Source organism: Haemophilus sp. SZY H53 (genome assembly GCF_054332375.1).
On sequence record NZ_JBTGNV010000001.1, the window covers coordinates 388,817 to 401,554 of the forward strand.

The 12,738-nt window shown below is 37.8% G+C and carries 12 protein-coding genes; 2 read left to right on the plus strand and 10 right to left on the minus strand.

Annotated features, from left to right (window positions below):
* Positions 1 to 45: 45 nt before the first annotated feature.
* On the minus strand, positions 46 to 1,101 hold the full coding sequence (gene sohB, locus ACXVWB_RS01955) for a protease SohB (RefSeq protein ID WP_289902317.1): 1,056 nt from the start codon (positions 1,099 to 1,101) through the stop codon (positions 46 to 48).
* Between the two features lie 140 nt (positions 1,102 to 1,241).
* Here sohB and asnS point away from each other — a divergent pair, with 140 nt between their 5' ends.
* Complete coding sequence (asnS, locus tag ACXVWB_RS01960) at positions 1,242 to 2,645, plus strand: asparagine--tRNA ligase (RefSeq protein ID WP_289902318.1); 1,404 nt, start codon at positions 1,242 to 1,244, stop codon at positions 2,643 to 2,645.
* 126 nt (positions 2,646 to 2,771) lie between these two features.
* A complete protein-coding gene (gene can, locus ACXVWB_RS01965; protein WP_126471206.1) occupies positions 2,772 to 3,464 on the plus strand; it encodes a carbonate dehydratase in 693 nt (230 codons plus the stop codon).
* A 54-nt stretch (positions 3,465 to 3,518) separates the two neighbouring features.
* Here the strand turns inward: can and bioD are convergent, their stop codons facing one another.
* The 9 genes from bioD to rlmE form a co-directional block, all read right to left on the minus strand.
* Positions 3,519 to 4,253: a dethiobiotin synthase gene (bioD, locus tag ACXVWB_RS01970; protein WP_049355797.1), complete on the minus strand. Its 735-nt coding sequence runs from the start codon at positions 4,251 to 4,253 to the stop codon at positions 3,519 to 3,521.
* A 101-nt stretch (positions 4,254 to 4,354) separates the two neighbouring features.
* A complete protein-coding gene (locus ACXVWB_RS01975; protein WP_126471202.1) occupies positions 4,355 to 4,621 on the minus strand; it encodes a YcgL domain-containing protein in 267 nt (88 codons plus the stop codon).
* A gap of 67 nt (positions 4,622 to 4,688) precedes the next feature.
* The gene (locus tag ACXVWB_RS01980) at positions 4,689 to 5,255 is read right to left on the minus strand and encodes a histone (protein WP_289902319.1); all 567 of its coding nucleotides are present in this window, start codon (positions 5,253 to 5,255) and stop codon (positions 4,689 to 4,691) included.
* Positions 5,256 to 5,766: 511 nt separating this feature from the next.
* Positions 5,767 to 6,957, minus strand: coding sequence for a hypothetical protein (locus ACXVWB_RS01985; RefSeq protein ID WP_458472858.1), 1,191 nt, complete (start codon positions 6,955 to 6,957; stop codon positions 5,767 to 5,769).
* Between the two features lie 182 nt (positions 6,958 to 7,139).
* Positions 7,140 to 7,622 carry a phosphohistidine phosphatase SixA gene (gene sixA / locus ACXVWB_RS01990; protein ID WP_289902321.1) on the minus strand — a complete coding sequence of 161 codons (483 nt, stop codon included), beginning with the start codon at positions 7,620 to 7,622 and terminating at the stop codon, positions 7,140 to 7,142.
* Between the two features lie 70 nt (positions 7,623 to 7,692).
* Positions 7,693 to 9,027, minus strand: coding sequence for a phosphoglucosamine mutase (gene glmM / locus ACXVWB_RS01995; RefSeq protein ID WP_289902322.1), 1,335 nt, complete (start codon positions 9,025 to 9,027; stop codon positions 7,693 to 7,695).
* Positions 9,028 to 9,104: 77 nt separating this feature from the next.
* A complete protein-coding gene (gene folP, locus ACXVWB_RS02000) occupies positions 9,105 to 9,932 on the minus strand; it encodes a dihydropteroate synthase (RefSeq protein ID WP_289902323.1) in 828 nt (275 codons plus the stop codon).
* 115 nt (positions 9,933 to 10,047) lie between these two features.
* On the minus strand, positions 10,048 to 11,946 hold the full coding sequence (ftsH, locus tag ACXVWB_RS02005) for an ATP-dependent zinc metalloprotease FtsH (protein ID WP_289902324.1): 1,899 nt from the start codon (positions 11,944 to 11,946) through the stop codon (positions 10,048 to 10,050).
* Positions 11,947 to 12,042: 96 nt separating this feature from the next.
* On the minus strand, positions 12,043 to 12,675 hold the full coding sequence (rlmE, locus tag ACXVWB_RS02010) for a 23S rRNA (uridine(2552)-2'-O)-methyltransferase RlmE (protein WP_005697532.1): 633 nt from the start codon (positions 12,673 to 12,675) through the stop codon (positions 12,043 to 12,045).
* Between the last annotated feature and the right edge of the window lie 63 nt (positions 12,676 to 12,738).

A 12,738-nucleotide genomic window follows, 5' to 3' on the forward strand; every position in this document is an offset into this window, starting at 1 on the left:
TTTGTAAAGTTGTGTAAAGAGTTGTCAAATAAGTAAAAATTTTTCTCATTGAATAAAATCTTGCCCATTTTTTGTTAAATTTCGGTGGATAATTCCCTCAATACTCTCTTCTGCTTGTTTACCTATTTTTTGTAACAGTGGCTTTTTCACTTTGTATTTCACTGAGATCACTGACTTATCTTTCATCTTTTCAAGAATAATATCATCACTGGTTGCTAACTCATCGACTAGCAGAAGCTCTAAAGCTTGCTGACCAAACCAATGCGCACCTGTTGCGACTTTATCTACATCTAAGTGCGGTCTATTTTGGACCACAAATTGTTTAAATAATTGATGGGTTTCTTCAAGTTCTGCTTGGAATTTCTGTTTCCCTTTTTCAGTATTTTCACCTAACACCGTGACGGTGCGTTTAAATTCTCCGGCTGTCATCACATCAACATCGACATCATGTTTTTTTAATAAACGATGAATATTAGGGATTTGCGCAACCACACCAATAGAACCGATAATCGCAAAAGGCGCAGAAACAATTTTATCTGCCACACAAGCCATCATGTATCCACCACTTGCTGCAACCTTATCTACAGCAACCGTTAATTTAATGCCTTTTTGTTTTAAGCGGGCTAACTGTGAGGCAGCCAAGCCATAACCATGAACAACACCGCCTGGGCTTTCTAAACGTAGTAAGACTTCATCATCGGTTTTTGCCACATTAATAATTGCCGAAATTTCCTCACGAAGTGCGGTTGTTTCTGATGCAGAAATATCCCCCTTAAAATCGAGCACGTAAACGCAAGGTTTAGGTGCTGCTTTCTCACCATTTTTTAATTTTGCTTTTAAAGCCTTTGCTTCTTGTTTTTTGGTTTTCTTCTCTGTTTTCTCGGCTTGTTTTAGCTCTTCTTCTGAAAGTTGGAAATCACGTAAATGCTTAACTGTTTCCTTAAATTCTTCAGAAAGATCTGTCACAACTAATTCACCATGATGTGCCAGATTACGTTGCTTTGCAGAAATAATCATTGCCACGATAGCGGCGATTACAAGTAAAATCGTTAAAATCTCTAAAATAAAAATGCCATAGCCGGTCAAAATATCAGACCACATAGTTTTTCTCCTAAATAAAGTGAAGGAATTATTTTACTGTGCAAGCCTGATTTACACTAACTTTTTATGGAAAATTTTGCGATTTAAGGTAAACTACCACAGTTTTATTGCCTAATTTATAATGAATTACAGAGGTTTATATGTCTAAAGTTGCATCTATTGTTGATGTGTTACAAGGTAAAATCGCTATAGGCGAAAAAGTTACTGTACGCGGATGGGTCCGTACCCGTCGTGATTCTAAAGCGGGTCTTTCTTTCCTTGCAGTTTATGATGGCTCTTGCTTTGATTCTATTCAAGCGATTGTTAATAATGATATTGAAAATTATGAGAGCGAAGTCTTACGCTTAACAACGGGTTGCTCTGTGATCGTAACCGGTACTATTGTTGAGTCACCTGCTGAAGGTCAAAGTGTTGAACTTCAAGCTGAAAAAGTAGAAGTGACAGGGTTTGTAGAAGATCCTGACACTTATCCAATGGCAGCAAAACGCCACTCAATTGAATACTTACGTGAAGTGGCTCACTTACGTCCTCGTACCAATATTATCGGTGCCGTCGCACGTGTTCGTCACTGCTTAGCTCAAGCTATTCATCGCTTCTTCCATGAACAAGGTTTCTATTGGGTCGCTACCCCATTAATTACTGCATCAGATACTGAAGGTGCGGGTGAAATGTTCCGTGTTTCAACACTTGATTTAGAAAACCTTCCTCGTGGCGAAGATGGTAAAGTTGATTTCAGCCAAGACTTCTTCGGAAAAGAATCATTTTTAACGGTTTCAGGCCAATTAAATGGCGAGACTTATGCTTGTGCATTAAGCAAAATCTATACTTTTGGCCCAACATTCCGTGCTGAAAATTCAAATACAACTCGTCACCTTGCAGAATTCTGGATGGTTGAACCTGAAGTTGCGTTTGCAACACTTGCTGACAATGCTAAATTAGCAGAAGACATGTTGAAATATGTGTTCCGCGCAGTGCTTGCTGAGCGCAAAGATGACTTAAAATTCTTTGAAAAACATGTAGATAAAGATGTTATTACTCGTTTAGAAAACTTTGTAAACTCTGATTTTGCTCAAATCGACTATACTGATGCGATCGATGTATTATTAAAATCAGGTAAAAAATTCGAGTTCCCTGTATCTTGGGGAATTGATTTGTCTTCTGAACATGAACGTTTCTTAGCAGAAGAATATTTCAAATCACCGGTTGTCGTGAAAAACTATCCGAAAGATATCAAAGCCTTCTACATGCGTTTAAATGACGATGGTAAAACCGTTGCGGCAATGGATGTTCTCGCCCCAGGAATTGGTGAAATCATCGGTGGTTCTCAACGTGAAGAACGTTTAGACGTATTAGATAAACGTATGGAAGAAATGGGCTTAAATCCTGAAGATTACTGGTGGTATCGTGATCTTCGTAAATATGGTACCGTACCACATTCAGGCTTTGGTCTTGGTTTTGAACGCTTAATTGTTTATGTAACAGGCGTACAAAATATTCGCGATGTGATTCCATTCCCTCGTGCACCAAGAAATGCAAATTTCTAAAAATATTGATTAAATTGACCGCACTTTATTTAAAGTGCGGTCATTATTTTAGGCGATAATTTATCCCCTATTTCATTTATTGTACTTAAAACAATCTTTCAGTACATCGAATTAAGGAAAGTAAAAATGGACAAAATTAAACAACTCTTTGCCAACAATTACAGTTGGGCGCAAAGAATGAAGGAAGAAAATTCCACTTATTTTAAAGAACTTGCAGACCACCAAACCCCTCACTATCTCTGGATTGGTTGCTCTGATAGCCGCGTTCCAGCCGAAAAATTAACAAATCTTGAACCCGGCGAATTATTTGTTCATCGTAATGTAGCCAATCAAGTTATTCATACCGATTTTAACTGCCTTTCAGTTGTGCAATATGCCGTTGATGTACTCAAAATTGAACATATTATTATTTGCGGCCACACAAATTGTGGTGGTATTAAAGCGGCTATGCAAGATAAAGATCTTGGATTGATCAATAACTGGTTGCTCCATATTCGTGATATTTGGTTCAAGCATGGGCACCTATTGGGTAACCTTTCTGCAGAAAAACGTGCAGACATGCTCACCAAATTAAATGTAGCAGAACAAGTTTATAACCTAGGTCGTACTTCTATCGTAAAAAGTGCTTGGGAACGAGGACAAAAGCTTTCGCTACACGGTTGGGTGTATGACGTAAATGATGGATTCTTAGTGGATCAAGGTGTTATTGCAACCAGTCGAGAAAGCCTTGAAATTTCTTATCGTAATGCCATTGCTCGTTTATCTAGTTTGGCAGAAAATGATATTCTGAAAAAAGAATATTCAGAAAATGAAGAATAAAAACAATGAGGTTAAAATTTAAAAAATTTTAACCTCACTCCACATTTAAAACTGCTATTTAACTAATTCTGTTTGCATGTACATTAAATGATCAATATCCGTTAAATAATGCCCTAACTCCTGAATTTCTGGTTTGTGAATATAAGGAATTTTTCCAAGCAACGGTGCATCAATTTGTGATTCTAGGACACCTATAATTTCTTTATAATGACCTAAGCCTGGATTAATACGATTAGCAACCCAACCTAATAAAGGGACGCCAAGCTGTTTAATCACTCTTGCTGTAAGTAATGCGTGGTTTATACATCCTTCTTTAATTCCAACAACTAATACAACTGGCATTTTATGTGTAACAATCCAATCTGCAAAACTTTTATTTTCAGCCATTGGTGTGAGTAAGCCAAATGAACCTTCAACTACAACAGATTGATATTTTTTGATTAATTTTGTTAACGCCTGATCTATCTTGCTTAATTTAATACGTGATTTATCTTGTGTTAACATAGGTAAAGAATGTAAAAAAGTATAACTATTCACCTCTTGATAAGATACTGGTTCATTTGTTGCATCCATCAAAGCTAACACATCTGAATTATTTTCAGCATCATAATCTGTTTGACTCTCATCAGACTGATTTTCAGTCAGATATATATTTTCCTCACAGCCACAAGCAATCGGCTTATAACCTACAATTCTCACACCTTTTGCTTGTAATGCTTGAATAATGGCACGACAAGCTGTAGTTTTTCCTACATTTGTATCTGTGCCAACCACAAAAAAACTACTCATTTTCACTCTCCTTTTTAAATCGGATTGAATTTTAAAGGCATTTTAAATAAAAAATATTGAGATAGCACAAACTTTAATAATTTTACTAAAAAATAACAATTTTATTTGATCTCACTCAAACTATAAAATAAACCATCATTCTGTTTTGGCATTTGAAGATAAAATCCTTGCTGAGTGATTTTTTCCATTACCTCGCTTTTATCAGCATGAACAAGCAGCTTGCTTCCTTTCAAATTAAATAGCATAAGAAACTGAGGCTTACCAAAACTTTGCATCAATACGTCTGGTACAGCTGAAAAATCATCTCGTTTCGAAATATAGAGATAGCAGCCTGGCTTACGTAAACTTTTATAAATTGCACATAACATTTTATTGCTCCAAAAGAAAAAACCTACCAGATAATCTCTGATAGGTTTTCATTTTACAAAAGTTTAATTATTTAGTCACAGCATCTTTCGTTTCAGCTGCTTTATCTGCTGCTGCATCTTTTGCTTCTACTGCTTTATTTGCCGCTGCATCTTTTACTTTTACAGCTTTATCAGCTACTGCATCTTTTGTTTCAGAAGCTGAATCTTTTGCTGCTTCCATTTTAGCAGACATTGCATCCTTTGCTTCAGCCGTTTTATCTGCTGCCGCATCTTTCATTTTAGAAGCTGAATCTTTTGCCGCTTCCATTTTAGAAGACATCGCATCTTTTGCTTCAGCCATTTTATCTGCTGCTGCATCTTTCATTTTAGAAGCTGAATCTTTTGCCGCTTCCATTTTAGAAGACATCGCATCTTTTGCTTCAGCTGCTTTATCAGCAACCGCATCTTTTACTTCAACAGCTTTATCAGCAACCCCATTTTTTACTTCAACGGCTTTATCTACTACTGCATCTTTAGCTTGTGTTGCCGCATCTTTTGTCGCTTCAACTTTTTGTTGTGCTTCTTCTTTATCGAAACAGCCTGTTACGGCTAAAGATGAACCTAATACTAATGCGGCTAATACTGATTTTTTCATTGTTATTCTCCATTTCATGGTTAAGGATTAATCCAAAGCTACATGCTTTGCGCTGATTAGTCTACACAAAAAAACTCAAAATAGAATATCTTCAAAAAAAATTTACATTTCTAAAGATATAGTTTTTTATAAAAATAACTATAACTCTATGAATTTAAAAAACTTATACACAAGTTCATTATAAAAATTTTATTTTTTGTAAAGATAAAAAATTACTTTTTTGTGTTTTTTTTAAACAGACAGGCTCAGTTAATTTGAATAATCCTTAATCATTGTTTTTACTTTTCAGTTACTTTGTTTACGTCTGCAGATTGATCTTTTGTTTCAGAATCTAGTTTTTACTTCCTCTGCTTTAGAGCATATGGCATCTTTTACTTCAGTCATTTTTCGGCAACATGTTTAACATGCTTAGCTACGACAATGACAGAATCTTAACTTGTACTACCGTGCTTACTATTACATCTTTTACAGCGTAAACTTTAGTAGACACCATATTTTTTGCCTATGAAACCTAATCTTTTACTTTAGCAGCTTTATCTTCTACAGCTTCTTTTACTTCTGATACTTTGTCTTTAGCTTCATCTTTTAGCTCTGTTGCTTTATCAGCCGCGCCATCTTTTGCTTCAAAAACCGCATTCTTTACTTCTGCAACTTTATCTGCAAATGCATCTTTTAATTTAGCGACCTTGTCTAGCACTGTATCTTTTGCTTCAGAAACGTCCTCTTTTGCTTCTGATACTTTGTCTTCAGCTGCATCTTTTAGCTCTGCTACTTTATCTGTCGCTTCATCCTTTGCCTCTGAAGCTGCTTTTTTTACTTCTGATGCTTTATCTTCAGCCGCATCTTTCACTTCAGCAGCTTTATCTTCCACTGCTTCTTTTGCTTCTAATACTTTATCTTCAGCTTCATCTTTTAGCGCTGCTGCTTTATCAGCTGCGCCATCTTTTGCTTCAAAAACCGCATTCTTTACTTCTGCAACTTTATCTGCAAATGCATCTTTTAATTTAGCGACCTTGTCTAGCACTGTATCTTTTGCTTCAGAAACGTCCTCTTTTGCTTCTGATACTTTGTCTTCAGCTGCATCTTTTAGCTCTGCTACTTTATCTGTCGCTTCATCTTTTGCCTCTGAGACTGCTTTTTTTACTTCTGATGCTCTATCTTCAGCCACATCTTTCACTTCAGTTGCTTTATCTTCAGCCACATCTTTCACTTCAGCAGCTTTATCTTCCACTGCTTCTTTTGCTTCTGATGCTTTGTCTTTAGCTTCATCTTTTAGCTCTGTTGCTTTATCAGCTGCGCCATCTTTTGCTTCAAAAACCGCATTCTTTACTTCTGCAACTTTATCTGCAAATGCATCTTTTAATTTAGCGACCTTGTCTAGCACTGTATCTTTTGCTTCAGAAACGTCCTCTTTTGCTTCTGATACTTTGTCTTCAGCTGCATCTTTTAGCTCTGCTACTTTATCTGTCGCTTCATCCTTTGCCTCTGAAGCTGCTTTTTTTACTTCTGATGCTTTATCTTCAGCCGCATCTTTCACTTCAGCAGCTTTATCTTCCACTGCTTCTTTTGCTTCTGATGCGTTATTTGTCACAGTATCTTTTACATAGTTAGCTGCTGCAACTAATACATCTTTAACTTGTGTCGCAGCATTAACTGTCGTCTCTTTTACTTCAGTTACCGTATCTTCAATTTTATTATTCATAACTACTCTCCTAGCATGATTATAGTGGTTAATATAAAGCTATTCAAATATAGCTCCCCTCCAGTCTATCAAAAAAGAAAAAAGAATACACCCCAAAAACACATCTCTAGTAATTGAATTTTTTGCATTTATTAAAAAGCGAATCAAATAAAACGTATTTACCCTGCTCTCTTTAATCACTTTTAACCATGTTCTTTATAAGAATTGCAGGCTTCAATAATACCTTTTTCACCATTCCAGTCAATTTGAACAATCGTTGAAGGGTAAAAACTGATTGGATTTCGCTTGCCATAAAGCTCCGAAACAATACTGCCCACTAAAGGTAAATGAGAAACAAGCAAAATACTTTTAACACCTTGTTCCTGTAAAACAGATAAATAATCTGCTACTAGCGTCGCATTCCCGTAAGGTGTGATCCCACTCCAAGTTTCAACATCATTAAGAATATTGTCTAACGCTGAATTGACGAGCTCAAAGGTTTCTTGAGTACGAACATAAGGACTGACAATCACTTTCTGAACTGAAAGTGCGGTTGAATTTAGATGTGTTTTAAGCCATTGACCTTGTGATATTGATTGTTTGCGTCCATACTCGGTTAAATGCCGAGCCTCATCTGATGCAGCAATAACTTCAGCTTCCCCATGACGCATAATAAAAATTTTCATGTCTTTACTTTCCTAAAAATAATAAAAGATAAATTTTATAGATCAAAAATGGGGGCAAGCCCCCACTTTATTAATTTGCTTTAACTGCTTCTGCAATTTCTTCTGCACATTGTTTTGCAAGTGTGCCGTCTTCACATTCCACCATTACGCGAATAAGTGGCTCTGTACCTGACTTACGCAGTAAAATTCGACCTTTGCCTTCTAAACGTTTTTCCACATCTGTAGCTACTGCTTTTACCGCTTCACTTTCTAGTGGGTTATCACCACCAGTAAAACGAACATTAATAAGTACTTGAGGGAATAATTTCACCGCACTTGCAAGCTCGTTTAATGATAAACGATGTTGAACCATTGCACTTAAGACTGCTAGAGACGCAATAATACCATCACCTGTCGTATTTTTATCAGCAATAATGATATGGCCTGAGTTTTCTCCACCTAATGTCCAGCCATGCTCTACCATTTTTTCTAATACATAACGGTCACCAACGTTAGCGCGTACGAAAGGCACACCTAACATTTTTAAGGCAATTTCTAGGCTCATATTACTCATTAATGTGCCTACTACTCCACCTTTTAATTGGCCTGAACGTAGTGCTTCGCGAGCAATAATGAAAAGGATTTGGTCGCCATCCACTTTATTACCTAAGTGATCTACCATCATAATACGGTCACCATCACCATCGTAAGCAAGACCGACATCCGCTTTGGTTTCAAGCACTTTTTCCTGTAATGCTTTTACGTCGGTTGCACCGCATTTTTCATTGATATTGATTCCATTTGGATCTGTACCAATTTCAATCACTTCCGCACCCAACTCACGTAATACATTTGGTGCAATGTGATAGGTTGCACCATTTGCGCAATCCACCACGATTTTATAACCATCTAAACCAAGGTGAGCAGGGAAAGTACTTTTACAAAATTCAATATAACGTCCTGCGGCATCACTGATACGGCTTGCTTTACCTAAATCAGCTGACTCCACGCAATCCATTGGCTGATCAAGCATGGCTTCAATTGCTTCTTCAATATCATCTGGTAATTTTGTGCCTTGTGAAGAGAAGAATTTAATCCCGTTATCATAGTAAGGGTTATGAGATGCCGAAATGACAATACCCGCTTCTAAACGGAAAGTACGGGTTAAATACGCCACGGCTGGTGTCGGCATAGGACCAGTAAATGCGGCAGTTAAACCCGCTGCAGCCAAACCTGCCTCAAGTGCAGATTCCAGCATATAACCTGAAATACGAGTATCTTTCCCGATTAATACCGTACGAGAACCTTGGGAAGCTAAAACCTTACCTGCTGCCCAACCTAATTTCAATGCGAAATCAGGTGTGATTGGATATGTACCCACTTTTCCACGGACACCATCAGTACCAAAATATTTACGATTTGCCATATTTATTCCTTAATTAAATTTGAATAATGATGTTACAAAAATCATTTATTCCACAACATATAAAATCTGTTAGTTGCTTACGCTTCTTGTGTAGCTTGCCATACTTTTAAGGCATCAGCTGTTGCAGCCACATCATGCACACGTAAAATAGTCGCACCATTTTGTGCAGCAATTAATGCCCCGGCTACACTTCCTACAACGCGTTCAGTCACGGGCTTATCTAATACAGCACCAATCATCGATTTACGTGAAAGCCCTGCTAAAACAGGATATCCACTTTCACAAAAGTGAGCTAACTGCTGTAAAAGCTTATAATTATGCTGTACAGTCTTACCAAAACCAAAGCCCATATCCCAAATAATATTTTCTTTGGCTATTCCCGCTGCTAAACAAGCTTGAGTTCTATCGTTTAAAAATTGATAAACATCTTGGACTACATCATCATAATGCGGATTAGTCTGCATTGTGCGCGGCTGTCCTTGCATATGCATGATACAAGTCGGTAAATTCAACTGTCCTGCTATTTCGAGTGCGCCAGGTTCACGTAGAGCACGAATATCATTGATTAAATCCATGCCGACCTTAGCTGCTTCTTGCATCACAATTGCTTTAGAGGTATCCACTGAAATCCAACAATCAAAACGTTTTTGCACGGCTTCAACAAGAGGTATCACTCGTTGCAACTCTTCAGTTTCAGGCACTTCTTCTGCCATTGATCGAGTTGATTCCCCGCCAATATCAATAATTGTTGCACCTTCTTTGAGCATTTTTTCAACTTGAAATAATGCTTTGTCTAGACTAAAAAACTGTCCGCTATCTGAAAATGAATCGGGCGTGAAATTCAAAATTCCCATAATTTGAGGGAATGATAAATCTAGACATTTGTTATTAGCGTAAAGTTTCATAAAGTGCGGTCAATTTTTAAATCAAATTTTAAAGGCTAGATTATAACGGAATATAGTGATTAATAGAATGACATTATAAATAAAAAAAGCCTTCCTAATTAGGAAGGCTTTATTCTTACTCTTCAGAATCTTCTGAATGATTAACCGCACTTTCAGTTGCGTCTTCTTGCGGCTTAGCTTTCGGGCTCGTATCTTTGTTATCTTCCCAACCAGATGGTGGTGTAACAGGTTCACGATTCATTAGCTGTTTAATTTGTTCTTCTTCAATGGTTTCATATTTCACTAACGCATCTTTCATGGCGTGAAGAATATCCATATTGTCGATCAGAATCTGTCTTGCTCTCGCATAGTTACGATTTACAATCGCACGAACTTCTTCATCAATCGCATGCGCCGTTTCATCTGACATATGTTTTGCTTTCGCCATTGAGCGACCTAAGAATACTTCGCCTTCATCTTCGGTATAAAGAATCGGACCGAGTTTATCTGAGAAGCCCCATTGGGTCACCATATTACGTGCAATATTGGTTGCCACTTTAATATCGTTAGATGCACCAGTCGAAATATTTTCTTCACCGTAAATCAAATCTTCTGCTAAACGTCCTGCATAAAGTGTTGAAAGTTTACTTTCTAATTGTTTTTGGCTGATACTAATTTGATCACCTTCAGGCAAGAAGAAAGTCACACCTAATGCGCGGCCACGAGGAATAATCGTGACTTTATGTACAGGATCATGCTCAGGTACTAAGTAACCCACAATGGCATGACCTGCTTCATGGTACGCTGTCGATTCTTTTTGTTTATCCGTCATGATCATGGTACGGCGTTCAGGTCCCATATTGATCTTATCTTTTGCTTTTTCAAACTCAAGCATCGATACAGTACGTTTATTGCTACGCGCAGCAAATAATGCCGCTTCATTAACCAAGTTCGCTAAATCCGCACCTGAATAACCTGGTGTACCACGAGCAAGTGTCATCGCATCTACATCATCAGCAACAGGCACTTTACGCATGTGTACTTTTAAAATTTGCTCACGACCTTTCACATCCGGTAAACCCACAACAACTTGACGGTCAAAACGGCCTGGACGAGTTAATGCTGGGTCAAGTACATCTGGACGGTTCGTTGCGGCAATAACGATTACGCCTTCGTTACCACCGAAACCATCCATTTCAACTAACATCTGGTTAAGGGTTTGTTCACGCTCATCGTGTCCACCACCTAAACCAGCACCACGTTGGCGACCTACCGCATCGATTTCATCAATAAAGATTAAGCAGGGTGCATTTTTCTTTGCTTGCTCGAACATATCACGTACACGAGAAGCACCAACCCCCACAAACATCTCCACAAAGTCAGAACCTGAAATCGTAAAGAAAGGTACTTTTGCTTCACCCGCAATAGCCTTAGCTAATAAAGTTTTACCTGTACCAGGAGGGCCAACCATCAATATACCTTTTGGAATTTTACCGCCAAGGTTTTGGAATTTTTTCGGTTCACGCAAGAAATCGACCACTTCACCCACTTCTTCTTTTGCTTCATCACAACCTGCAACATCTGCAAAAGTGACTTTGATTTGGTCTTGGTTCAGCATTTTAGCTCGGCTTTTACCAAAGCTCATGGCTTTGCCGCCACCACCTTGCATTTGGCGCATGAAGAAAATCCATACCCCAACAAGGAATAGCATCGGAAACCACGAAATCAAAATTTGTGATAGTAAACTACGTTTTTCAAAAGGCGTACCTTCAATTTTGACTTTTTTATTTAATAAGTCATCTAAGAGTTTTTTATCTTCCAATGGTGGCATGACGGTCATATATTTAGATCCGTCATTTTTAGTCACAGTAATTTCATTCGCATCAAAACGCGCTTCTTTCACTTGACTGTTACTCACGTCATACACAAAGGTTGTGTAATCTGCTGAGTCACTCACACCATTAGAATTAAAACTTTGGTAAGCCGTCATCATAACAATTGCTACCACAACCCATAGAACTAGATTTTTGACCATATCGTTCAAGGTTTAACCTGCCTTTCTTAAGTTAATTAAAATTAAACGAGATACTATCTCATCCCCGACATAATGAAAAGCTATCAAAGCAATTATCTATTCGCCTTTATAACCACTTGCTACAATATAAACTTCGCGAGAACGCCCACGAGAGGCCTCCGGCTTACGCACTTTTACGACACTAAAGAGTGAACGAATTTCGCGCAGATACTCGTCAAAACCTTCTCCTTGAAATACTTTGACTACAAAACTGCCTTTTTTTGCTAAAACTTGCTTACACATATCCAAAGCCAGTTCTACCAAATACATTGCGCGTGGAATATCAACTGATGGCATACCACTAAAATTCGGTGCCATATCAGACATCACCACATCAACTTTAGCTTCTCCAACACGTTCTAATAATGCATTTAGCACATTTTCATCACGGAAATCGCCTTGCAAGAAATCCACGCCGACAATTGGGTTCATATCCAAAATATCACAAGCAATCACTCGGCCCTTTCCACCGATTTGGCTCACAACATACTGTGACCAACCACCTGGTGCAGCACCGAGATCCACCACGGTCATTCCTGGTTTAAATAATTTGTCCGTTTGTTGAATTTCATCTAACTTAAAATAAGCACGAGAACGTAATTTTTGCTTATGTGCTTTCTGAACAAACGGATCTTTAAAATGTTCGTTTAGCCAACGAGAAGAACTCGCCGAACGTTTTTTCTTTCCCATAATCTCTATCTTTTGTACTATTTTTTGTAGTAGTTTCGTCTATATTTGGGTACAATCTGCCAA

Excerpts from the sequence above, each read along its gene's own strand:
- sohB (WP_289902317.1), bottom strand. The coding sequence starts at position 1,101 with ATGTGGTCTGATATTTTGACCGGCTATGGCATTTTTATTTTAGAGATT.
- asnS (WP_289902318.1), top strand. The coding sequence starts at position 1,242 with ATGTCTAAAGTTGCATCTATTGTTGATGTGTTACAAGGTAAAATCGCT.
- can (WP_126471206.1), top strand. The coding sequence starts at position 2,772 with ATGGACAAAATTAAACAACTCTTTGCCAACAATTACAGTTGGGCGCAA.
- bioD (WP_049355797.1), bottom strand. The coding sequence starts at position 4,253 with ATGAGTAGTTTTTTTGTGGTTGGCACAGATACAAATGTAGGAAAAACT.
- ACXVWB_RS01975 (WP_126471202.1), bottom strand. The coding sequence starts at position 4,621 with ATGTTATGTGCAATTTATAAAAGTTTACGTAAGCCAGGCTGCTATCTC.
- ACXVWB_RS01980 (WP_289902319.1), bottom strand. The coding sequence starts at position 5,255 with ATGAAAAAATCAGTATTAGCCGCATTAGTATTAGGTTCATCTTTAGCC.
- ACXVWB_RS01985 (WP_458472858.1), bottom strand. The coding sequence starts at position 6,957 with ATGAATAATAAAATTGAAGATACGGTAACTGAAGTAAAAGAGACGACA.
- sixA (WP_289902321.1), bottom strand. The coding sequence starts at position 7,622 with ATGAAAATTTTTATTATGCGTCATGGGGAAGCTGAAGTTATTGCTGCA.
- glmM (WP_289902322.1), bottom strand. The coding sequence starts at position 9,027 with ATGGCAAATCGTAAATATTTTGGTACTGATGGTGTCCGTGGAAAAGTG.
- folP (WP_289902323.1), bottom strand. The coding sequence starts at position 9,932 with ATGAAACTTTACGCTAATAACAAATGTCTAGATTTATCATTCCCTCAA.
- ftsH (WP_289902324.1), bottom strand. The coding sequence starts at position 11,946 with ATGGTCAAAAATCTAGTTCTATGGGTTGTGGTAGCAATTGTTATGATG.
- rlmE (WP_005697532.1), bottom strand. The coding sequence starts at position 12,675 with ATGGGAAAGAAAAAACGTTCGGCGAGTTCTTCTCGTTGGCTAAACGAA.